Below are 21,626 nucleotides of genomic sequence, written 5' to 3'. Positions count from 1 at the left end.
GCGGAGCATCGAAAGCAAGCCGGGATGCCGTCGTCGCGCGTGTTTCCCGCATGGGCCAAGCTTGCCGCCGTGCTTGTCGTCGCGTCGGGCCTCGCGTCCGCGCAGGCGCCGCCCGGCGATGCGCCGGCGCCGGCGGTCGAGCCGGAGGTCGTGTTCGTTCCGCCGGGGGATCCGCCGCTCCCGCTGCTGTGGCAGGTGTCCGATGCCGACAACACCGTCTACCTGCTGGGTTCCTTCCACCTGCTCAAGGCCGGCGACTACCCGCTGTCCGGTGAGGTCAACAACGCGTTCGCGGATGCCGAAGCGGTGTTCTTCGAGCTGCCGCCGGAAGAGATGAACTCCCCGCAGCTGCCGGTACAGATGATGCAGGCTGCGGTGCGCACCGATGGCACCCAGCTCGATCGCGACCTTCCGCCGGCAACCGCTTCGCGCCTGCAGGCTTGGCAGGCCGCCAACGCCGCCGTGCTGCAGGCATCGGGACTGACGCCGGCGCGCATGCAGATGTTCGAGCCCTGGTTCGTCGGCCTCATGATCAGCCTGACCGAGATGGGCAAGCAGGGACTGGATCCGAAGCTTGGCCTCGACCAGCACTTCATCGCAGCCGCCGGCTTCGCCGGAAAACGCACCGGAGGCTTCGAAACCGCCGCGCAGCAGATCGCGCTGCTCGACGGCATGGACGCGGATGAGCAGCTGCAGTTCATCGACGAGGCCCTGTCGCAGGCCGCCAACGACGATCTGCAGACGCTGCACGGCTACTGGCGTGCCGGCGATGCCGAGGCGATCTGGAGCGAGATGGGCGCGGACATGCGCAGCCGCTATCCGAAGCTCTATCGCCACATCAACGTCGAACGCAACGACGCCTGGATCCCGAAAATCGAGCAGCTGCTGGCTGCGCCCGGGACCGACGACGTGCTGGTGGTGGTCGGTGCGCTGCACCTGCTCGGCGAGGACGGCGTGGTGAAAAAGCTGCGCGCGAGGGGCCACGCCGTCGAAAGGATCTGCCAGGCCTGCGCGCCTGGCGGCGAGGAGTCCACCGGGGGCGGCGAGCGCGATGACTGAGGATCCGAGGCAGCGTTACCAGCGCGCCATCGAAGCGCTCAATCGCAGCGACTGGAAAACGGCGCAATCCCTGGCGATGGACCTGGTTCGCGACGTGCCGCCGCACGCCGGGGTGTACTTCGTGGCCGGCGTTGCCGCGCGGGAGCTGCTGCAGATCCCGCTCGCGATCCAATGTCTCGAGAAATCGGTGCAGCTCAATCCTGCGCGCCCCGATTACATGGCGCATCTCGCGCGCGCCTGGGCGCAGGCCAGCGAGCCTCGCCGCGCGGTGGAACTGGCGGATCGCGCGGCGGCGATGCCCAGCGACGATCCGGTGACGCTGGACGCGCTTGCGCTCGTCTACACGCAGGCCCACGCCTACGACAAGGCGGCGGCGATGTTCGGCCGGGTAGCCGAGCTGGTGCCGCATTCGGCGCGCAGCCAGTTCAACTACGCCACGGCGATGATCCACAGCGGCGAGATCGGCGTGGCCGAGCAGGCGCTGGAGGCTTGCCTCCGCGCCGATCCTCGCTACTGGAAGGCGTACCTGTCGCGCGCGCAGCTGCGCAAGTACCCGAAGCAGGACAATCACGTCGAAGCAATGGAATCGCTGCGCGAGGGCGCGGGCGATGATGCGACGGCCCAGATGTGCCTCAACCTGGCGCTGTCCAAGGAATACGAGGACATCGGCGAGCATCCCAAAGCTTTCGAGCGCCTCGTCGCCGGCAAATCGTGGGGAGGTCGAGGTCGCAACTACACCACGCAGCGCGATGAAGCGCTGTTCGATGCGATCATCGAAGGCTGCCCGGATGTCGGCAAACAGTCCGGGTTCGACAGCGAGCAACCGATCTTCATCATCGGCCTTCCGCGAACCGGGACCACGCTGGTCGAACGGATCATTTCGAGCCATTCGGAGGTGCATTCGGCGGGTGAACTGCAGAATTTCGGCGTTGCCCTGAAGCGAGCGACCGGGAGCACCACGCCGTCGATGCTGGACATGGATGCCGTGATGCGTTCCCGGGGACTCGACTGGAAGGCCCTGGGCAGGCAGTACATCGAAAGCACCCGACCCGCGACCGCTTCACTTCCACGTTTCATCGACAAGCTGCCACACAACTTCCTGTATGCGGGTTACATCGCGGCGGCGCTCCCGAATGCGCGCATCATCTGCCTCCGGCGCAATCCGATGGACAGCTGCCTGAGCAACTTCCGCCAGCTGTTCGCGCTCAGTTCCTCCTACTACGACTATTCGTTCGACCTCATGGACACGGCGCGTTACTGCATCCTGTTCGATCGCATGATGCGCGCCTGGCACGCACGCATGCCGGGGCGCATCCTCGAGGTCGGCTATGAATCCGTGGTGGACGACCTCGACTCGTGGGCCCGGCGCCTGATCGCGTTCTGCGGGCTCGAATGGGAGGACGCTTGCCTGCGCTTCGAGGAGAACGCGGCGCCGGTGGCGACAGCGAGCGCGGTCCAGGTGCGTTCCCGCGTCTATCGCTCGGCGATCGACCGCTGGAAGCGCTATGCATCGCAGATGCAGCCGGTGCGCGAACTGTTCGAAGCGGAAGGCATTGCCGTGGACGACGGTTGTGATGAGCAGGATTTGCCTGGCCCGGAACGCGGCACCTGATCGCAGGCCCTTCCGAACAGCGTGTCGGACAATCCAGCCGGCGTGCGGCTGCGACGCCTGCCTGGGGCGCCACTGAACAAGCGTCTTCCTTTTCGCCAGAGCGGGACCTGCACGTTACCCGTGTCGGGTGAGAAGGTTGCTGGATGACCAAGGCTCGAGTCGAATGCCTCGCGCAGGAATGACGAGCCAGCGTAACTAGATCGGCGTGGTCTCCGGCAGCATCGAACCACGAAGTGCTTTACGCCTACCGCTCAGTCTCCAGCATCTCGATGCAGTCCACCGGGCACGCCGGCACGCAGAGCTCGCAACCGGTGCAAAGGTCTTCGATCACCACGTGCATCTGCCTGGACGCGCCGATGATGGCGTCGACCGGGCAGGCCTGGATGCACTTGGTACAGCCGATGCAGTCCGGTTCGATGACCAGCGCGACCATCATGGGCTTGTGCGTGCCGCGGTTGCGATCGTAGGGCTTGGGCTGTACGCCGAGCGCGCGCGCAAGCGTCCGCGCACCGGCATCGCCGCCAGGGGGGCACCGATCGATGTCCGCCCCGCCAGAGGCGATCGCCTCGGCATACGGTCGGCAGCCGGGGTAGCCGCACTGGCCGCACTGGGTTTGCGGCAGCAGGCGGTCGATGCGTTCGGTCAGGTCGGTGGTCATGCTCGTACGGCGGGCGGTCGCCGATCTGGTGAGCCTGGTCGCCGGTCAATCCGGGAGACGACTACCGGACCGGCATCCCGGGCTGGGCGCCGTCATCGACGGCCAGCAGCGCCAGCTGCCCGGCGTCGAAGCCCGCCGACAGGATCATGCCTTCGCTCATGCCGAATCGCATCTTGCGTGGCGCGAGGTTGGCGATGAACACGACGTTGCGGCCGACCAGCGCCTCCGGTTCGCCGTAGCTGGCGCGGATGCCGGAGAAGATCTGTCGCTTGCCCAGTTCGCCGGCGTCGAGATCGAAGCGCAGCAGCTTGTCGGAGCCTTCGACGAATTCGCAGGCCAGGACCTTGCCGACGCGCAGGTCGAGCTTGGCGAAGTCGTCGATGCCGATGGCGGCGGGCGTCGATCCGGGTTTCGCAGGAGCGGCGGGAGCCGCGACGGCAGCGGCGGCGGCAATGCCGGTCGCGGCTTCCGTTGCCCCTGCACCAGCGGTCGTGGCTGCAGTCGGCTTCAGGTCTTCCTTGCTGTCTTCGGTCATGGCGGCAATCTGCTTCGGGTCGATGCGGGTGAACAGGGGGGAGTAGGGGCGGATGGGGCGATCGAGCAATGGCGCGTCGAGATCGCGCCAGGTGGCGAGCGGCGCGTCCAGGAACTCCTCGATGCTGCGCGTCATGGCCGGGAGCACGGGCCGCAGCGCGCCGGCGAGCACGCGGAACAGGTTCAGCCCCTGCGTGCACACCGCCTGGAGCTCGGCATCGGCGCCGTCCTGCTTTGCCAGCACCCACGGCTTGCGCTCGTCGATGTAGCGGTTGGCCTCGTCGGCCAACGCCATCGCCATGCGCAGGACGGTCGCGGGTTCGTTGCGCTCGTAGGCGTCTCGGATCGGGTCGAGCCCGGCCACGAAGCGCGCGTACATGTCCGCATCCGGCAGCGTCGGAGCGAGCCGGCCGTCGAAGCGCTTTTCGATGAAGCCGGCGCAGCGGCTGGCGAGGTTGACGAACTTGCCGACGACGTCTGAGTTCACCCGCGCCACGAAATCCGACAGGTTGAGGTCGAGGTCGTCGACACCACCCGAGGACTTAGCCGCGTAGTAGTAGCGCAGCGCCTCCCCCGGCAGGCCGCTGTCGAGCCAGGTGCGGGCCATCACGAACGTGCCGCGCGACTTCGACATCTTGGCGCCGTCGACGGTCAGGTAGCCGTTGACATGCAGGCGCGTCGGCGCGCGCATGCCCGCGCCGCGCAGCACCGCCGGCCAGAACAGGCCGTGGAAATTCACTATGTCCTTGCCCAGGAAATGGTGGAGCTCCGCTTCGCTGCCGGGCGCCATGTATTCGAAGAAGTCCGCGCCGTTGCGCGCGCACAGTGCCCGGAAACTGCTGAGGTAGCCGATCGGCGCGTCCAGCCAGACATACAGGAACTTGCCCGGATGGCCGGGGATCTCGAAACCGAAGTACGGCGCGTCGCGGGAAATGTCCCAGGCGCGCAGCCCGCCTTCGCCGTCCAGCCACTCCTGCAGCTTGGCCTTGACGCCGGGCACGGCCACGTCGCCGGCCAGCCATTCGCGCAGGAAGCCCTCGAACTGGCCGACCTCGAAGAAGAAGTGTTCCGATTCGCGCAGCTCGGGCGTCGCGCCGCTGACGACGGAGTAGGGCGACTTGAGCTCTGTCGGCGAATAGGTCGCGCCGCAATGCTCGCAGTTGTCGCCGTACTGGTCCGGCGTGCCGCAGCTGGGACAGATGCCCTTGACGTAACGGTCGGGCAGGAACATGCCGCGGACCGGATCGTAAAGCTGCGCCACCGAGCGCCGCGAAATGTGGCCGTTGTTGTGGAGCTTGCCGTAGATCGCCTCGGTCAGCGCGCGATTGCCGGCCGAATGGGTGGAATCGTAGTGGTCGAACGCGACGCCAAAGGCGGCGAAATCGCGTTCGTGCGATGCCTGCACGGCGGCGATGAACTGTTCCGGCGTGGTGCCGGCCTTCTCCGCCGCCAGCATGATCGGCGTGCCGTGGGTGTCGTCGGCGCAGACGAAATGCGCGGTTCCCCCGGCCATCCTCCGCGCGCGCACCCAGATGTCGGCCTGGATGTAGCCCACCAGGTGGCCAAGGTGCAGCGGGCCGTTGGCGTAGGGCAGGGCGCTGGTGACGAGGGCGTTGCGGGGCATGGCAGGCGTGGTCGCTGGCGGCCCACGATTATCGCATGGGGTGCGCGATCGCCGCCGCGGCTGGTCATTGTAGGAGCGGCTTCAGCCGCGAGCTCTTGGTACCCTCCTCTGCGAAGGCTGGGGAGGGTTGGGATGGGTGCCTCGGGATCAGTTTGATCCGTGGGGACCCCTCAACCTCCCCTGACTTCGCAGGGGCAAAGCAGACGCTCGCGGCTGAGGCCGCACCTGCAAAAGCAAACGCCTCGGCCAAGGCCGGGGCGCGCGGATGTAGCAGCAAACAATCGGCGCTATTCGCGCACCCAGACCTGCTGCCGGCAGATGAAGGCGACGCAGCCAGACATGCCGAGCTTTTTCCCGCCGTCGAGCATTTCGATCTTCGACTTGTAGGTCTTGCCCTTCGCGGGGTCGAGCACGGTGCCGCCATTCCACTCGTCGCCGTCCTTCTTCAGGCCCCACAGGATCGTCATGCCCTTCACCGGCTTGTCCTTGTTGGCGCCCTTGCACTTGTCGCAGGTCGGGTTCGGGCCGCGATCGGACTGCAGGATCTCGACGACCTTGCCCTGCAGCGCGCCGTTGGCGGCCTGGGTGATCTCGACGATCGACTTCACCTTGCCGGTCTCGTCGTCGATGGTCTTCCAGCGGCCGGTGGGCGAGTTCTGGGCGGATGCCGCCATGGCCAGCACCATCAGGGGCAGGGCGAACGCGGTCGCCAGCAGTTGTTTGCGCATGTATCCCCTCCCAGGGAGTTGTGAGTCGGCCGTCGGAAAGCGCGGCCCATGTCGTTATACCGCCATTCGCGAGCGCATGGAATCGTGTCGGCGGTACCAGCGGGGCGCGGTACAGCCTGGTCGCTTTGAGCCGCGCAGCCGCATGCGCCGAGGCAAAAAAAAGCCCCGTCCGAAGACGGGGCTTGTGCAGCTGCAGGTGGAAGATTACTCGGCGCCGAACGAGTACCTTGCTTCCAGATACATCGCGCGACCATACACGTCGAAGTTGCCGCCGTTGTACGGCGCGCCGCTGGTGCCCGGATAGCTCCAGTCCATGGGCGGCATCTTGTTGAACAGGTTGTTCACCAGGAACGACAGCTTCAGGTTCTCCAGCGGGCTGTAGCCCAGGCTGAGGTTCCAGGAGATGTGCGAGGGCAGCTTGCCGGCGCGGTTGCCCGCATAGCCCCTGTCGGTGATCTGGGCCGCGTAGTTCGGCGTGGCGTCGAACCAGTTGGCGTACAGGGTCGTGTTGAAATCCGACTTGTTCCAGCCGATCGAGAAATCCGCCTTGCGCTTCGGATCCGAACTCCAGTACGGATCTTCGAGCAGGTTGATCATCGGATCCTCGGCGTACTGCTGGTACTCGTGCTTCAGGTTCTCGGTGAACGAGCCGCGAAGCATGAAGGCACCGAAATTGCCTGCATCCCAAGTGTAGTTCGCCGCCACCGTCACCGCATTGAGCGTCTCGCGGGACACGTTGATCTTGGGCGTGTAGATTTCCGTGATCGCACCAGCGGCATTGCGGGTGACCTGCGCCAAGGCGGCCTGGCAGACCGCCGAATTGATGTCGTCGATCCCGGTGCGGCAGCGATAGTCCTGCAGCGACAGGGCATTGGCGCTCTGCTGGGTGACCTCGTCCTCGATGTCCCAATGCAGGTAGTCGACGTTGATCGACAGCCGCTCGACCGGCGACCACACCGCGCCGACGCTCCAGACCTTGGCGTTGATCGGATCGAGTTCCGTGTTGCCCGACTGGGTGCCGAAGAACTGGCGGTTCGAGTACTGGTTGGGGCAGTCCTCGATTGCATCCGGGCCGTAGCCGGCCAGCGAGCAGTTGTAGTAGTCGATGACCGACGAGTAGTAGCCACTGGGGCCCATGAACATGTCGGAAAGCGTCGGTGCCTTGAACGCGGTGCCGTACTTGCCACGGAACAACAGGGTCTCCATCGGGCGGAATTCCAGGCCGATGCTATACGTCGGCTTGTCGACGGTGCTGTGGCTGGTCTTGAACGAGTCATAGCGACCCGAGGCAGTGACCGTCAGCATGTCCCAAACCGGCAGGCGCAGTTCGGCGGTTGCCGCGTAGCGGGTGCGGGCGCCGCCGCCGGCGACCGCCGTCGTGCCCCACACATCGCCGTTGAGGTAGCCGGGATCGGGGGTGTAATCCCACGACTGGCGACCGCCCTCGACCGCCACGGCCAGACCGGCGTCGCCGCCAGGCAGGGTGAACAGCGCGCTGTTGGTGACCTGGCCGCGCAACATGTTGTCGGAAGTTTCGCTCTTCGAGGTCGCATAGCCGGTCATGGCGGCGAAGTCTTCGGGCGAGATCGGGGTGTAGAACGCGGCGTAGTCGGGCTGGAAGACCGGGTAGGCGCCGAACAGCGGGTCGAGGCCAAGCTGCGGGCCAAGGACGTGCTCTTGGAAATAGTCGTTCATCGGGCCTGCCCAGCGCACGAAGCCGATCTCGTCGAGCTTGTAATGGGTACGGGTGAATCCGAGGTCGTAATCCCAGTTCGAGCCGCCGAAGGTGCCGTTGGCGCCGAAGGTGACCGAATAGGCCTCGCTCTCGTTCTTTTCCATCGTATTGGCGAAGCCGCCCGGGCCCATCTCTTCCGGCGAGAAAGCTCGCTGCAGGCTGAGCAGGGAGCCCGGGGGCAGGCCGGCAAGGCAGGCCGGATCGGGGTCGGCGCCGCAGAAGTATTCGCCGTAGGCGGCAGCGATGTCATTGCCGACGCGGGGATCCCAGAAATACCCCCACCCGGGTCCGGTGCCCCACCAGGTGTAATTGGAACCGACGTGGTACTTCACCTTCTCCTTGCTGAAGAGCACGTCCGCATAGAGTTCGGTGTTTTCGTTGAGATCGAAGGTCCCGTGCGTATAGACCTGGGTGCTCTTCTTCTCGTTCATGAGCGTGCGGTAGCCCGGCGTGTAAAACGAGCCGCAGTAGTTCTCGTCGCCGAAACCCGGACGCGTCTGCAGCCCCACGGTGCCGCCGAACTGATCGGTCAGGTTGCCGCAATTGGCCGGATCCAGGAACTTGTAGCTGGTGAAATAGCTGGTGACCAGGTAATCACGGCTCGCGGTCGCCGGGCTGTAACCGTTGACGTTGAACTGCTTGGTCCGGTCGCGCTGATAGCCCCAGATCGGGTCGCGCTCTTCGTGCTGGAGGCCGACGAGGACATTGAGGCGATCGTCCGCACTGTTGAAACCATGCGAAAGGCTGACGCGTGCGCTGTCACCGCCGCCTTCGGAATACCAGCCGCCGCGCACGTTCAGCACCGTGCCGTCCATGCGCTTCTTGAGGATGATGTTGACCACGCCGGCGATCGCGTCCGAACCGTACAGCGAGGACTGGCCGCCGGGCAGGATCTCGATGCGGTCGACCATGTCGACCGGAATGCCGCTGATGTTGTTGAACGTCGAGCTGCCGTTGTACAGCGCCGGATAGTTCGCCATCGGCCGGCCGTCGATCAGGTACTTCACATAGCCGGGGTCGAGGCCGAACAGGCTCATCGTCTCCGCGCCCTGGGTGAACGAGGCCGAAGTCTGTGCGCCCTGGATGCCGCCGGTCGCGAACGAGCTCTTCTGGAGGACCTCGGTCACGCTGTTGAAGCCACGGGCCTGGATGTCCTCGGCCGTGATCGTCATGACGGGGGTTGCCGTCTCGAGCTGCGAGGTCGGGATCAGCGAGCCCGTGACGACGACCTTGTCGAGTGTCTTGGCTTCGGTTTCGGTTGTGGCTGCTTGCGCATCCGCGTCCTGCGCGAACGCGACGCCGGCGGCGGGAAGCACCATGGCGGCGAAAAGCGCAGCACTCAAGCGACTGCGGACCAACGAAGGCTTGCGTATCGACATCTGTAATCCCCCAATCATGAAGAATAGAAACCTGCCCGCGGACGGACGTGGTGTTGCGTTATTTACCTAGACTGAACCTGGCGGTTGTCTAGCCCGAAAGTAACACGTTCTTAACGGCCGTGGTATAGGCCCGCTGCGGGCGATCCCCAGAAACAAAAGGGTGGAAATGGCCAATCGTGTGTCCCGGTTAAACTGGGGCACTTCCCAGCCTGCCTGTACCCCTTGAACACGACTCCCCGCATCAGCGCCCACGCCGTCCAGCCCAACCTCAGCCCCCTGCCGCGGGTCCGCAACATCATCGCCATCGGATCTGGCAAAGGCGGGGTCGGCAAATCGACCACGGCCGTGAATCTGGCCCTGGCGCTGGCCGCCGAGGGGGCACGGGTCGGGGTCCTGGATGCGGATGTGTATGGTCCGAGCATTCCGACGATGCTCGGCCTCTCCGGTCGCCCGGACAGCCCCGACGGCAAGACGATCGAGCCCATGCGGGCGCATGGCATCGAGGCGATGTCGATCGGCCTGCTGGTCGAGCAGGACACGCCGATGATCTGGCGCGGGCCGATGGCGACGTCGGCGCTGACCCAGTTGCTGGGCGAAACCCGATGGGGCGGCCAGGATGGCGGGCTGGATTACCTGGTCATCGACCTGCCGCCGGGCACCGGCGACATCCAGTTGACCCTGGCGCAGAAAATCCCGGTGGCCGGTGCGGTGATCGTGACCACGCCGCAGGACGTGGCCACGCTGGATGCGAAAAAGGCGCTGAAAATGTTCGAGAAAGTGCAGGTGCCGGTACTGGGCCTGGTGGAGAACATGGCCGTGCACGTGTGCACGAGCTGCGGCCACGCCGAGCACATCTTCGGCCAGGGCGGCGGCGAACGAATGGCGGCGACGTACGGCGTGCCGCTGCTGGGCTCGTTGCCGCTGGAGATCGGCATCCGCGAGCAGGGCGATGCGGGAACCCCGATCGTCGCGGCCGCGCCGGCTTCGACCGCGGCCGTGGCCTACCGCGAGCTCGCCCGCAATGTCATCGCCGAGCTGGACAAGCGACCGCGGGCGGCGATGCCGATTTCGGCCTCGTTGCTGTAAGAGCGCCCGACGCTATCAGCCGACGGCAGCGGGTATGGGTGGGGCAGCCGGCGTGGGCGGCCAAGGCAGGGATGGCTACCGGGCGGCTCGCCGAGACGGCTGCTGCCACCGAGGCGGTCCGTGGGTCTCCCCGGAAAGTCGCCGGCATCGGGCCGGCTGCGCGCGGTTCCCTGCGGCGGTCTTGGCCGAACGCCGCGAAATCGGCCGGAAACTCCGCCATGACTGCGCCCGGGGGCCAGACTCGGTGCGGGGCAGCCTCTACAATGCGCGGCTTCGGCCGCTGGCCGCCATTTCGATGGAAACCAACGCATGGGCAACGACGCATGAGCATCAAGAGCGACCGCTGGATCCGGCGCATGGCCGAACAGCACGGCATGGTCGAGCCCTTCGAACCGGGCCAGGTCAAGCACGCCGCCGACGGCCACCGCATCGTCAGCTACGGCACCTCCAGCTACGGCTACGACGTGCGCTGCTCTCGCGAATTCAAGATCTTCACCAACATCAATTCCACCATCGTCGATCCGAAAGCGTTCGACCCGGGCAGCTTCGTCGACATCGAGTCCGACGTGTGCATCATCCCGCCCAATTCCTTCGCGCTGGCGCGCACGGTGGAGTTCTTCCGCATCCCGCGCGACGTGCTGGTGGTGTGCCTGGGCAAGAGCACCTACGCCCGCTGCGGGATCATCGTCAACGTGACCCCGCTCGAGCCCGAATGGGAGGGCCACGTGACCCTGGAGTTCTCGAACACCACGCCGCTGCCGGCGAAGATCTATGCGGGAGAGGGCGTGGCGCAGATGCTGTTCTTCCAGTCCGACGAGGTGTGCGAAACTTCCTACAAGGACCGCGGCGGCAAGTACCAGGGGCAGACAGGGGTGACGCTGCCGCGCACCTGAGCACGCAATCCAACAACCAGGCAGAGGGGAAACAGATGAACGAGCAGAATCCGTATCGCGGGCCGGACGCGGCAGTAGCCGAATTTTCTTCCGGGGATGAACTGGCGGGGCGCGGCGCGCGGCTGGGCGCGGCGATCATCGACGGCATCATCATGCTGGTGGTCGTGCTGCCGGTGATGTACATGGGCGGCTACATGCAGGCCGCGACCGCCGCGGCGCAGGCGGGGCAGCAGATGCCGATCGGCACCACGCTGATGTGGGCGGCGATCGGTTTCGTGATCTTCGCGGTGATCCAGGGTTTTCCGCTCAATGCGACCGGCCAGACCTGGGGCAAGAAGGCGCTGAAGATCAAGATCGTGGATCTCGCCGGCGACAAGCCACCGCTGGGTCGCCTGCTGGGCCTGCGCTATCTGCCCATCCAGGTGGTGAGCAACGTGCCGCTGATCGGGCCGGTGCTGGCGATCGTCGACGTGCTGTTGATCTTCCGCAACGATCGTCGCTGCGGCCACGATCTGATTGCCGGTACCCGCGTGGTGCACGTCGACTGAGCCGACGCTCGGTTAGCTCGCATTGCACGCAATGAAGCCCCGGGAGTGGATCCCGGGGCTTCATTGTTTTTGGTGCGGGGCTCGTTGGTTGGGGGCTCAGCCCGCGAGGCCACGTTCCACATTGCTTTGGCGCGATGAGCTTCACCCACTCGACTTTCCAGAAACGCAAGAGAGCATCGCGCATCCGACGAAAGGGCTCGCGGCTGAACCCGCTCCGATAGGACTCGATGGAAGCGGCTACTTCGCCGCCGCTGCCGGAACCGCCTGCCACAGCTTGGCCTCCGGCTCGCCGCCCATCATCCGCGCCCGCACCAGCGGCACCGGCGGGCCGCCGTGGTCGAGGAATTCATCGTGGAAGGCCTTCCACGCACTGCGGCCCCCGCGCGACGCCGTCCAGTCCTCGCGCAGCTGCATGATCATCAGCTTGCCAAGGGTGTAGTTGAGATAGGCCGGGTCATAGGTGCCGCGCGCGGCCTGCTGGCGCGCGTTGCCCGGATCCTGGAACGCCTTCTCGCGGAACATCTGCTCCGACTGCGCCACCGTCATGCCACCGGTGTGCAGCCCGATCGCGGACAGGAAGCGCACGTCGCGCAGCAGCGCGTTGCTGAGCTGGCCGATATGGACTTGCGGGGTGGCGCCTTCGAGGCCGGCATCGAACATCATCTCCTCGACGTAATGCGCCCAGCCCTCGGCGAAGGCGTAGCCGACGAACAGCTGGCCGAACTTCCAGTCCGCCCGGTTCGAATGCAGGAACTGCAGGAAATGCCCCGGCCACACTTCGTGCGCGGACGTGAACAGCAGGTCGCTCTTGCCCGGCACGTAGGCGTCCTGTTCGGCCTTCGGCCAGCTCGGATCGGGCGGGGCGATGTAGTACACCGACGGCAGGTTCTTCTCGTACGGGCCGGGGATCTCGATGTAGGCGAAGTTCCAGCGGTTGAACGGGGGCGCCTCTGCGACCTGTGCCTGCTCGGTGCCCGGAATGCTGACCAGGTCCTTGTCGAGGATGAACTGGCGCAGGCCGGCCAGCTGCTTGCGCGCGCCTTCCACCGCGCCGCCCTCGGGCTTGTCGGCGTTGGCCTTGTCCACGCAGGCCTGCAGCGATTGCCCCGCGGCAAAACTGTCGCAGGCGGACTTGAGCGACGCCAGATTGCGCGCCAGGTCCGCTTCACCGATCGACTTCAGTCGCTCCAGCGGGATGTCGACCCGCTCGGTGGCCGACAGCATCCGAGCAAACTTCTCGGCGCCCAGCGCGAAGTCCTGCGTCGCGGCCGGCTTCTGCGCGGCGAACCAGTCCGCCATCTCGCCTGCCGCCTTGGCGGCGGCGGCGTTGCTTGCCTTGAATCGCGCCTGCAGCGCGGCGTCGTCCACGCCGGCGAAGATCGCCGGCACCGAATCGCGGAAGAAATCCGCGTAGCCGCGGAAGGTGTTGGTCCCGAGTTCGACGTAGGACGCCGCCAGCGGCGGCTTCAGGTTGCCGCGGATCTGTTCGAACGCCGTCGGCAGCGCCTCCTGGTACTGCACGAACGCCGCCATCCGCTGCGGCAGCGGCGCGTAGTCGCGGGTGAGGTACATGCTGGGCGACAGGTCGCCGGTGTACAGCACCGGGTTGGAGTGCGCGAAGCCGGATTCCTCGAGCCAGAACAGCTGCCCATCGATCACCGAGAGGACGTAGTCGCGCTGGAACTGCTGCGTTTCATCAAGCCCCGCCTTGCCCGGCGCGGCATCGGCGAAGGCGGCGAGCGTGTCGCGCTGCGCATGGAGCCAGCCGATCGTGGCCTGCATCGACGCGGGGCTGTAGTCGGGCAGCCGGCCGTCGTATTCGTGCTTGCCGGCGTTGGCGGCGAACACCGGGAAGAATTCGAAGTACTGCTCCACGAAGCCGTCGACCGCCGGCTGCCAGGCCGCGTCGCCAGCGGTGGGGGCTGGGGCTGCGGCCTCCTGCGCGGGTGGCGGCGACGATGCCACCGGCTGCGGCGACGGCTGGCGATCGCAACCCCCAAACAGTGCAGCCGCAAGGGCCGCGGACAGGGCGAGGATCGGGAATTGGCGCATGGCGACTCCGAAGGCGGATGGATGAGGATGGGACGTTGCCGCTGCGCCCGACGGGCGCTCAGGCGCGCAGGTATTCGTTGAGCGTGTTGATGCGTTCGACCAGCGCCTCGGGAGAATACGGGCGCGCCGCGACCCGGCCCCAGACCGGCGCCGGCCAGGCCGGATCGCCTTCGAAGCGCGCGATCACGTGCACGTGCAGCTGCGGCACCAGGTTGCCGAGCGCCGCGACGTTGAGCTTGAAGGGGGCGAACGCGTCGCGCAGCAGGCGAGAAGCCCGGTCGATCTCGTCGCCGAGCTGGTGGCGCTGGCCGGCATCGAGGTCGACGAGTTCGCGCGCGTCGATCGCGCGCGGCACGAGCACCAGCCACGGGTAGTTGCTGTCGTCCATCAGCCGCAACTCGCTGAGCGCAAACGACGCGACCGGGTGGGTGTCGGCCGCGAGCTGCGGATGCAACTCGTAGCGATCGTGGTGGACGGGCTTGCGTGGCATGGCGACCTCCGTTGCGCGTCTAGTGCAGCGCGTCCTGGAACAGCTGCAGGGTACGCTGGTGCGCGAGCTGCGCGCTGGCTGGTTCGTATGCGCTGGGATCGACGTCGCGGTTGAACGCGTGGCCGGCATCGGGATAGACGAAAACCGCCGCGTCGGGATGCCGCTCGCGATGACGGGCGACGACCTCCGGACCGATGCTGCCGTCCTTGCCGCCGAAGTGGAACATCATCGGCGCGCGCAGGGCCTCGTCGAGGTACTGCGCGTTGCGCGCGCCGTAATAGCTCACCGCCGGCAGTCCGAAACGGGTATTGGCCAGGTAGGCAAGGGTGCCGCCCCAGCAGAAGCCGACGGCCCCCACGCGCGACGAATCGCCGGCGCCCCGGCTTCCGTCGCGATCGAGTGCGCCGCGCAGCCAGCCTGCAGCTGCATCGACGATCGCCAGCGCCCGATCCACCCCCAGTTCGCCCACCAGCTCGCGGCCGCGGCGGAAGCCCTCCTCGTCGTAGGCGAGCTCCACGTCGCGCTCGACCGGATCGAAGAACGCCGGCGCCAGCGCGAGGTAACCATCGGCGGCGTAGCCCTCGGCCACGCTGCGCATGTGCGCGTTCACCCCGAAGATCTCCTGGATCACCACCAGGGCCCCGCGGGGCGCGCCCTGCGGGCGCGCGGCCCAGCCGCCGACGCGGCCGGTGCCGGGGACCTCGATCTCGATTCGTTCGCCCACGCTGCGGCCTCCATCGGGGTTGCCGGTTCAGGGGCCGATTCTAGCCCCACCGCTATAATCGCCGGCCTTCACGCCCCGCAGTGCCGCATGTCCACGCCAGCTCTCCCCGCCAGCAATCCGCGCGTCGGCTTCGTCAGCCTTGGCTGCCCCAAGGCCCTGGTCGATTCCGAACGCATCCTCACCCAGCTCAGGGTCGAGGGCTACGACATCGTGCAGACCTACGACGATGCCGACGTGGTGGTGGTCAACACCTGCGGTTTCATCGACTCGGCGGTGGCCGAATCGCTCGACGCGATCGGCGAAGCGATGGCCGAGAACGGCAAGGTCATCGTCACCGGCTGCCTCGGCAAGCGCGAGGAGGTGATCCGCCAGGCGCATCCGGGCGTGCTGTCCATCAGCGGCCCGCAGGACTACGCCAGCGTGATGGGCGCGGTGCACGGCGCTGTGCCGCCGAAACACGACCCGTTCATCGATCTTGTCCCGCGGCGCGTGCTGGACGACGACATCGGCATCAAGCTCACGCCGCACCACTATGCGTACCTGAAGATTTCCGAGGGCTGCAACCATCGCTGCAGCTTCTGCATCATCCCGTCGATGCGCGGCGACCTCGTTTCGCGCCCAGTCGACGAGGTGCTGCGCGAAGCCGAGAAACTGGTGCGCGGCGGCGTGCGCGAGCTGCTGGTGATTTCGCAGGACACGTCGGCCTACGGCGTCGACGTGCGCTACGCCGAGCGTGAGTGGCGCGGCAAGACCTACCAGGCCCGGATGAAGGCCTTGTGCGAGGGACTGTCCGAGCTGGGCGTGTGGACGCGCCTGCATTACGTCTACCCGTATCCGCACGTCGACGACATCATCCCGCTGATGGCGCAGCGCAACGCCGAAGGCGTGCCGGCCCTGTTGCCGTATCTCGACATCCCGTTCCAGCACGCCAGCCCGCGCGTGCTCAAGCTGATGAAGCGGCCCGGGGCGGTCGACAAGACCCTCGAGCGCATCCAGCGCTGGCGCGCGATCTGCCCGGACATCACCATCCGCTCCACCTTCATCGTCGGCTTCCCCGGCGAGACCGAGGCCGAGTTCGAAAGCCTGCTCGACTTCCTCGACGAGGCGCAGCTCGATCGCGTCGGCGCGTTCGCGTACTCGCCGGTGGAGGGCGCGAAGGCCAACGACCTGCCGGACCCGGTCGACGAGGACGTGAAACAGGAGCGCCTCGCGCGCTTCATGCAGCGCCAGGCGGATATTTCCACCGCGAAGCTCGAAGCGAAGGTCGGCAGCGTGCAGCGCTGCATCGTCGATGCGATCGACGGCGAACTGGCCATCGCGCGCTCGATGGCGGACGCGCCGGAGATCGATGGCCTGGTGCAGGTCCAGGACGGCCGCGACGCAGGCCTGCGGCCGGGCGAGTTCGTCGACGTGCGCATCATGGGCAGCGACGAGCACGACCTGTACGGCGAAGTGGACTACAACGCATGATCCGTCGCGCGGCGCTCGCCTGCACGGTGCTGCTGTCGATGGCCGCCGCGGGCCCGGCGCTTGCCGCGGACCTTCTCAGCGGCAGCTACCGACCCGCCCGCGAGCAGGCTGCGCCCGACGCTCCCGCGCCGCTGCGCGTGCAGGCGGCCGGCGATGGCTGGATCGCGTGGTTCGAAGGCCAGCCGCAGGTGATGCAGCCGATGGGCGAAGCCGGTCTCGCGAAGCTGTTTCCCGGCATTGCCGCTGGTGCCGACATCCAGTGCGCCGCCACGCCGGCCCTGGTGCTCTGTCACGTCACGCCCGGCACGCCGCTGCCGGAATCGGACGCGGTGTCGGCTACCGGTTACTTCACCGCCGATGCGAACGGCGGCGTGTACGAGCTGGAGCGCCTGCCCTGACACGCGGCGGCGCGGTGTCGCCGCGCTGGATGGCGATGGATTCCGCGGCGCCCGATCCATCCGCATGAACTTGCGGGCGCGGTTTCGGACGCGCGCTGTTGGTTGGCGATCGCCCCGAGGATCACTGAAGACCTGTCCGTGGAGACTCCAAGTCGCTCGTCTTGGGCAGAGGCCTTGCCGCGGGCATGGCGTGCGGCACCTACGCCTCGCCGTACTCCACCCCGACAACGATGAACCGCCGCATGCCTCCCGGCAGCTGAGCCTCGAACTCGTCGTCGATGCGCTTCTTGAGCATCGCGCGGGCCAGCGGCGAATCGATGCTGATCCACCCGAGCTTCGCGTCGGTCTCGTCGGGGCCGACGATGCGGTGGCGCGAGAGCTCGCCGCTCGCGGCGTCCTCCACGTCCACCGTCGCGCCGAAAAACACCGCTTCGCGATCCGCGGGCACGGTGTCCACCACGCGCAGCGTCTCCAGCCGCTTGGAGAGGTAGCGAACGCGGCGGTCGATCTCCCCGAGCTGCTTCTTGCGGTAGGTGTATTCGGCGTTCTCGGAGCGATCGCCTTCGGCCGCCGCGGCGGCGAGCGCGCGGACCACTTCGGGGCGCCGCACGCGCCACAGGTCGTCGAGCTCGGCTTTCAGCCGCGCATGCCCGCCCGGCGTGACCAGCGCGGTGCTCTTTTCCGCGGGTGGTCGCCAGCGCCCCACTACCTGGCCGGCATCACGCGCCGGAGGCCGTAGTCCAGGCCGCTCTCGATCGCCTTGCCGTCGCCGTCGAGCATCCGCAGCTCGTCGTTGGACACCACCTCGTACAGGCGATCCTGCTCGTCCTTGCTGTTGGGATCCAGGCGGATGCGCTTGCCGGCTTGCTCCACCGTCCAGGTGCCCGTGGTGTCGGAGCGGGCGCCACGTTCGCGGTAGACGTCGTGCACCGCGTAGCTGCCGTCGCCCTTGAGTTCGACCGTGCTGTCGATGCCGGGGCAGTCGGCGCAGGGCAGGGTGCCGCTGAAGCTGCCGGCGAACGCGCGCACGTCCAGGCCTTCCGGCGCGGGACTGTTGTCCACTTCCCTCAGCACATCGGTGGGAGCGGCGTCGCCCTGAGCCGGCGCGACCGCGGTCTCGGCCGGTGCCGTGTCCGCGGGAGCAGCGTCGCTGCCGGATGGCTTGCAGCCGGCCAGCGCAAGCGCGAGGGCGCAGAGGGTGGCGGTGATCAGGGTGCGGTGGGTCATCGGATACTCCATCGGGGGAAATGTGTCCTGGAAGAAGGCGGGCTCAGCGCTTGCCGCCGAAAATGCCGCCCAGCAGTCCACGCAGGATCTTGCGGCCGACCTGGCTGCCCACGGTGCGCGCGGTCTGCTTGGCCATCGTCTCGATCATGCCCTGGCGGCGCGTGGTGCCGAACAGCGCGTCCTTGACCACGTCGCCCATGCCACGCTCGGCATCGCCGGCCTGCGCGGTGCGGGCGGGCCTGGCCTTGCCGCTGACCTCGGCCGCGGGTTCGGCTCGCCGCGCGGCGAGCATTTCCGTCGCCGACACGCGGTTGACCGGGGCGTCGTACTTGGTGCCCACCGGGCTGCCGGCGCGCACTGCGGCGCGTTCGGTGTCGGTGATCGCACCCATGCGGCAGCGCGGCGGCGCGACCAGCGTCTTCTCGACCGGCATCGGAATGCCTTTGTCCTGCAGCGTCGACACCAGCGCTTCGCCGGTACCGAGCTGGCCGATGGCCTTGGCCACGTCGAGGTCCGGGTTTGAAACGAACGTTTCGGCCGCGGTCTTCACTGCCTTCTGGTCGCGTGGGGTGAACGCGCGCAGCGCGTGCTGCACGCGGTTGCCGAGCTGGCCGAGGATCTCGTCGGGCACGTCGTCGGGAAACTGCGAGCAGAAGTACACGCCCACTCCCTTGGAGCGGATCAGCCGCACCACCTGTTCGATGCGCTGTTGTAGTGCGGGCGGCGCATCGTCGAACAGCAGGTGCGCCTCGTCGAACACGAACACCAGCTTGGGCTTGTCCAGGTCGCCGACTTCCGGCAGCTGCTCGAACAGCTCAGACAGCAGCCACAGCAGGAAGCTCGAGTACAGCCGCGGCTTCATGATCAGCTGGTCGGCGGCAAGGATCCCGATCACGCCGCGGCCGTCGGGCGTGGTGCGCATGAGGTCGGTCAGTTCCAGCGCCGGCTCGCCGAAGAACAGGGCGCCGCCTTGCTGTTCGATCTGCAGGATCGCGCGCTGGATCGCGCCGACCGACTGCGTGCTGATCAGGCCGTACTGGGCGGAGATTTCCTTGCGCGTCTCGCTGGCGTGGGCAAGCAGGGCGCGCAGGTCGTCGAGGTCGAGCAGCAGCCAGCCGTTGTCGTCGGCGAGCTTGAACACGATCTCGAGCACGCCCGACTGGGTGTCGTTGAGCTCCAGCATCCGCGCCAGCAGGGTCGGGCCGATCTCGCTGACCGTGGTGCGTACCGGATGGCCGAGCTTGCCGTACAGGTCCCAGAAGACCACCGGGCTGGCTTCGGACGTGTAGCCGTCGATGCCGATCTCGTCGATCCGCGCCTGCAGCCGTTCGTTGAGCGTGCCCGCCACCGCGAGACCGGCCACGTCGCCCTTCACGTCGGCCATGAACACCGGCACGCCGATCCGCGAAAACCCCTCGGCGATGGTGGTCAGCGTCACGGTCTTGCCGGTGCCGGTCGCGCCCGCCACCAGGCCATGGCGATTGCCGAATTTCGGCTGCAGCCAGACCTTGCCCTGGCTTGCGGGCAGCGAGGTGGGCGTTGTGACGGCCTTGCCGACGAGAATGGGGTCCATCGCGTTGCCTCGGCCGAAGATGCCGCGATTCTAGCGAAATGCGCGGTTGCCGCGCTTCATGCCGCAACGCTACCCTGCGCGTTGCCCTTCGCCGGAACACCTTGCAACTCATGCCCGTCCTTGCCGTCCCTTTCGCCCGCTGGGCGCCGCTTGTCGCCATCCTCCTGTCCATCCCGTCCTTCGATGCCGCCGCGTTGTCCAAGCGCGACACGGCCGCGGTCGAGGCCCTCGACCAGCGCATGGCCGCCGCCGAACAGCGCTACCGCGAGGCGCTCGTCAAGGCCGGCAACGCCGAGCCGGGGGCGATCGAGCAGAGCAACGCCGCGATCGAGGACATGGAGGACGTGGTCGCGGCCTGCATGAAGCAGAAGGGCTGCCAGGTGAACGACCAGATGGCGGCATTCAAGCGCCTGCTCAAGCTCAATACCGACGCCGAGGCGGCGGGGGAGGAAGCGTGGGACGAAGGCGATCCGATGGACGCCGACCCCGATCACGCCGGCGACGTCGCCCTGTCGGCTGACGTGCCCGAAGCCGCGCGCGCTGCGGCCCTGCTCGACGACCGCAGCCACCGTTTCGACAAGATGGTGCAGTACAACCCCGCGGTGCAGGCCGGGATCCGCCGCTGGCTGACCGACATGCGCCCGTCGCTGATGGACAGCTACGAGAACTACGAGTACCTGCGCCAGGTCATGTGGCCCTCGTTCGAACGCGCGGGACTGCCCGAGGCGCTGCTGTTCGGAATCATGGCCAAGGAATCCAACGGCAAGGTCCACGCCACCTCGCGAGCCGGCGCTGCCGGCCCGATGCAGTTCATGTACGCGACCGGCAAGCGCTTCGGGCTCGGCGACGACGGCACCGGCTTCGACACCCGCTACGACCCGCGCGCCGCGGCCGAGGCCAGCGCCTCCTACCTCAACCAGCGCCTGGAGCAGCTCAACCACAGCATCGAGCTGTCGCTGGCGGCCTACAACGGCGGCGAGGGCAGGGCGCTGCGCGTCTACCGCGACAGCAGCGGCCGCGGGTTCTGGGACGCCGATGTCTACAACCAGTTTCCCGCCGAGACCCGCGACTACGTGCCGATGGTGATCGCCGCGGCGTGGCTGTTCCTGCACCCGAAGCAGTACGGCCTGCACTTCCCCCGCGCGCGCACCCGCCCGGCGCAGTTGAAGCTGGAAAAGCCCGCGTCGATCTACGAGCTGACCATCTGCCTGGGCAATGGCGGGACCCGTGACGGCTTCATGCGTGCGCTACGCAACCTCAATCCGCGCTACCAGGCCGACAGCTGGCTGCCGGCCGGTACCACCCTGCGCGCCACCGCTCAGATCGCCGGTCTCTACGACCGCCATTGCGTCCGCGGCGCCCGCGCCGAACTCGCGCAGCAGCTGGTGATGAGCGATCCGGCCGCGGCCGTGGTCCACGTCGGCAGCGCCACGCCGGTCACCGGCACGCCGACCGTCACCCCGATGGTTCCGGGGCCGACCACCATCGCCACCGGCGTCGCGACCCCGGCCGCTGGGCCACGCGAACACCGCGTCGCCCGCGGCGACACCCTGGTTTCGATCTCGCGGCGCTACTCGTGCGACACCAAGATCCTGGCCAAGGCGAACGACCTGAAAGGCCCGCGCTACGCCATCCACCAGGGGCAGCGGTTGAAGCTGGACGAGTGCACGAAGTAGGAGCAGGACTGCTGCCCGGGGAGGCGGCAGTGGCCGCGAGCTGCTCGCGGTCATGGCGATTCGGTCGCGGCTGACGCCGCTCCCGCCAGGTTTCCCTCGGCTTGCGGTGAGCTTCAAACTGCCTTGATCGCCACTGGCGCACGATGAAGGCCGGCACAAG

Annotated in this window: 17 protein-coding genes and 1 pseudogene; 8 read left to right on the top strand and 10 right to left on the bottom strand. The window is 67.3% G+C overall.

What is annotated here, in order from left to right:
* The first annotated feature begins 24 nt into the window (after window positions 1-24).
* Together ACFOM9_RS13550 and ACFOM9_RS13545 are read left to right on the top strand one after the other, a co-directional pair.
* On the top strand, window positions 25-1,059 hold the full coding sequence (locus ACFOM9_RS13550; RefSeq protein WP_386711831.1) for a TraB/GumN family protein: 1,035 nt from the start codon (window positions 25-27) through the stop codon (window positions 1,057-1,059).
* Window positions 1,052-2,671: a tetratricopeptide repeat-containing sulfotransferase family protein gene (locus tag ACFOM9_RS13545; protein ID WP_386711828.1), complete on the top strand. Its 1,620-nt coding sequence runs from the start codon at window positions 1,052-1,054 to the stop codon at window positions 2,669-2,671. Before ACFOM9_RS13550 ends, ACFOM9_RS13545 begins: the two co-directional genes overlap by 8 nt.
* A 244-nt stretch (window positions 2,672-2,915) precedes the next feature.
* On the opposite strand, the pseudogene rnfB reads toward ACFOM9_RS13545, so the two are convergent.
* The 4 genes and pseudogenes from rnfB to ACFOM9_RS13525 all read right to left on the bottom strand — a co-directional run.
* Window positions 2,916-3,335 (bottom strand): annotated as a pseudogene (rnfB, locus tag ACFOM9_RS13540) (Rnf electron transport complex subunit RnfB); the annotation flags it as partial.
* Window positions 3,336-3,390: 55 nt separating this feature from the next.
* Window positions 3,391-5,487, bottom strand: coding sequence for a methionine--tRNA ligase (metG, locus tag ACFOM9_RS13535; RefSeq protein ID WP_386711825.1), 2,097 nt, complete (start codon window positions 5,485-5,487; stop codon window positions 3,391-3,393).
* A 287-nt stretch (window positions 5,488-5,774) separates the two neighbouring features.
* Complete coding sequence (locus ACFOM9_RS13530) at window positions 5,775-6,215, bottom strand: DUF2147 domain-containing protein (RefSeq protein ID WP_386711822.1); 441 nt, start codon at window positions 6,213-6,215, stop codon at window positions 5,775-5,777.
* Between the two features lie 204 nt (window positions 6,216-6,419).
* Window positions 6,420-9,329, bottom strand: coding sequence for a TonB-dependent receptor plug domain-containing protein (locus ACFOM9_RS13525; RefSeq protein WP_386711819.1), 2,910 nt, complete (start codon window positions 9,327-9,329; stop codon window positions 6,420-6,422).
* 222 nt (window positions 9,330-9,551) lie between these two features.
* Here ACFOM9_RS13525 and apbC point away from each other — a divergent pair, with 222 nt between their 5' ends.
* From apbC to ACFOM9_RS13510, 3 genes are all read left to right on the top strand, one after another.
* Window positions 9,552-10,415: an iron-sulfur cluster carrier protein ApbC gene (gene apbC, locus ACFOM9_RS13520; RefSeq protein ID WP_386711816.1), complete on the top strand. Its 864-nt coding sequence runs from the start codon at window positions 9,552-9,554 to the stop codon at window positions 10,413-10,415.
* Window positions 10,416-10,738: 323 nt separating this feature from the next.
* Window positions 10,739-11,308 carry a dCTP deaminase gene (gene dcd / locus ACFOM9_RS13515; RefSeq protein ID WP_386711813.1) on the top strand — a complete coding sequence of 190 codons (570 nt, stop codon included), beginning with the start codon at window positions 10,739-10,741 and terminating at the stop codon, window positions 11,306-11,308.
* Window positions 11,309-11,343: 35 nt separating this feature from the next.
* Window positions 11,344-11,856, top strand: coding sequence for an RDD family protein (locus ACFOM9_RS13510; RefSeq protein ID WP_386711810.1), 513 nt, complete (start codon window positions 11,344-11,346; stop codon window positions 11,854-11,856).
* Window positions 11,857-12,093: 237 nt separating this feature from the next.
* Here ACFOM9_RS13510 and ACFOM9_RS13505 read toward each other — a convergent pair whose 3' ends face one another.
* Genes ACFOM9_RS13505 through ACFOM9_RS13495 form a run of 3 tightly spaced genes read right to left on the bottom strand, consistent with a single transcriptional unit; the run spans window position 12,094 to window position 15,122 of the window.
* The gene (locus tag ACFOM9_RS13505; RefSeq protein ID WP_386711807.1) at window positions 12,094-13,908 is read right to left on the bottom strand and encodes a DUF885 domain-containing protein; all 1,815 of its coding nucleotides are present in this window, start codon (window positions 13,906-13,908) and stop codon (window positions 12,094-12,096) included.
* A 58-nt stretch (window positions 13,909-13,966) separates the two neighbouring features.
* The gene (locus ACFOM9_RS13500) at window positions 13,967-14,398 is read right to left on the bottom strand and encodes an HIT family protein (protein ID WP_386711804.1); all 432 of its coding nucleotides are present in this window, start codon (window positions 14,396-14,398) and stop codon (window positions 13,967-13,969) included.
* A 19-nt stretch (window positions 14,399-14,417) separates the two neighbouring features.
* Window positions 14,418-15,122, bottom strand: coding sequence for a dienelactone hydrolase family protein (locus ACFOM9_RS13495; protein WP_386711801.1), 705 nt, complete (start codon window positions 15,120-15,122; stop codon window positions 14,418-14,420).
* A gap of 87 nt (window positions 15,123-15,209) precedes the next feature.
* Here ACFOM9_RS13495 and rimO point away from each other — a divergent pair, with 87 nt between their 5' ends.
* Both rimO and ACFOM9_RS13485 read left to right on the top strand, forming a co-directional pair.
* A complete protein-coding gene (gene rimO / locus ACFOM9_RS13490) occupies window positions 15,210-16,592 on the top strand; it encodes a 30S ribosomal protein S12 methylthiotransferase RimO (RefSeq protein WP_386711798.1) in 1,383 nt (460 codons plus the stop codon).
* Window positions 16,589-16,990 carry a hypothetical protein gene (locus ACFOM9_RS13485; protein WP_386711795.1) on the top strand — a complete coding sequence of 134 codons (402 nt, stop codon included), beginning with the start codon at window positions 16,589-16,591 and terminating at the stop codon, window positions 16,988-16,990. The genes rimO and ACFOM9_RS13485 overlap by 4 nt, the downstream gene beginning before the upstream one ends.
* 199 nt (window positions 16,991-17,189) lie before the next feature.
* On the opposite strand, the gene greB is transcribed toward ACFOM9_RS13485, so the two are convergent.
* From greB to ACFOM9_RS13470, 3 genes are read right to left on the bottom strand one after another with little or no spacing between them, the layout of a single operon-like run.
* Window positions 17,190-17,696, bottom strand: coding sequence for a transcription elongation factor GreB (greB, locus tag ACFOM9_RS13480; protein WP_386711792.1), 507 nt, complete (start codon window positions 17,694-17,696; stop codon window positions 17,190-17,192).
* Window positions 17,696-18,217: a copper resistance protein NlpE gene (locus ACFOM9_RS13475; RefSeq protein WP_386711789.1), complete on the bottom strand. Its 522-nt coding sequence runs from the start codon at window positions 18,215-18,217 to the stop codon at window positions 17,696-17,698. Before ACFOM9_RS13475 ends, greB begins: the two co-directional genes overlap by 1 nt.
* A 43-nt stretch (window positions 18,218-18,260) precedes the next feature.
* Entirely contained in the window at window positions 18,261-19,790 is a 1,530-nt protein-coding gene (locus ACFOM9_RS13470; protein WP_386711786.1) for a helicase HerA-like domain-containing protein, read from the bottom strand.
* A 110-nt stretch (window positions 19,791-19,900) separates the two neighbouring features.
* On the opposite strand from ACFOM9_RS13470, the gene ACFOM9_RS13465 reads away from it, so the two are divergent.
* A complete protein-coding gene (locus ACFOM9_RS13465) occupies window positions 19,901-21,466 on the top strand; it encodes a transglycosylase SLT domain-containing protein (RefSeq protein WP_386711783.1) in 1,566 nt (521 codons plus the stop codon).
* Window positions 21,467-21,626: the final 160 nt, after the last annotated feature.

The organism is Luteimonas notoginsengisoli (assembly GCF_042648885.1).
GTDB classification, from domain to species: Bacteria; Pseudomonadota; Gammaproteobacteria; order Xanthomonadales; family Xanthomonadaceae; genus Luteimonas; species Luteimonas notoginsengisoli.
This window is presented reverse-complemented; position numbering and strand designations above follow the sequence as displayed.

Coding starts and splice junctions, on each gene's coding strand:
- ACFOM9_RS13485 (WP_386711795.1), top strand. CDS start 16,589: ATGATCCGTCGCGCGGCGCTCGCCTGCACGGTGCTGCTGTCGATGGCC.
- ACFOM9_RS13465 (WP_386711783.1), top strand. CDS start 19,901: ATGCCCGTCCTTGCCGTCCCTTTCGCCCGCTGGGCGCCGCTTGTCGCC.
- ACFOM9_RS13510 (WP_386711810.1), top strand. CDS start 11,344: ATGAACGAGCAGAATCCGTATCGCGGGCCGGACGCGGCAGTAGCCGAA.
- rimO (WP_386711798.1), top strand. CDS start 15,210: ATGTCCACGCCAGCTCTCCCCGCCAGCAATCCGCGCGTCGGCTTCGTC.
- ACFOM9_RS13530 (WP_386711822.1), bottom strand. CDS start 6,215: ATGCGCAAACAACTGCTGGCGACCGCGTTCGCCCTGCCCCTGATGGTG.
- metG (WP_386711825.1), bottom strand. CDS start 5,487: ATGCCCCGCAACGCCCTCGTCACCAGCGCCCTGCCCTACGCCAACGGC.
- ACFOM9_RS13545 (WP_386711828.1), top strand. CDS start 1,052: ATGACTGAGGATCCGAGGCAGCGTTACCAGCGCGCCATCGAAGCGCTC.
- ACFOM9_RS13505 (WP_386711807.1), bottom strand. CDS start 13,908: ATGCGCCAATTCCCGATCCTCGCCCTGTCCGCGGCCCTTGCGGCTGCA.
- ACFOM9_RS13550 (WP_386711831.1), top strand. CDS start 25: ATGCCGTCGTCGCGCGTGTTTCCCGCATGGGCCAAGCTTGCCGCCGTG.
- ACFOM9_RS13525 (WP_386711819.1), bottom strand. CDS start 9,329: ATGTCGATACGCAAGCCTTCGTTGGTCCGCAGTCGCTTGAGTGCTGCG.
- ACFOM9_RS13470 (WP_386711786.1), bottom strand. CDS start 19,790: ATGGACCCCATTCTCGTCGGCAAGGCCGTCACAACGCCCACCTCGCTG.
- ACFOM9_RS13500 (WP_386711804.1), bottom strand. CDS start 14,398: ATGCCACGCAAGCCCGTCCACCACGATCGCTACGAGTTGCATCCGCAG.
- ACFOM9_RS13475 (WP_386711789.1), bottom strand. CDS start 18,217: ATGACCCACCGCACCCTGATCACCGCCACCCTCTGCGCCCTCGCGCTT.
- dcd (WP_386711813.1), top strand. CDS start 10,739: ATGAGCATCAAGAGCGACCGCTGGATCCGGCGCATGGCCGAACAGCAC.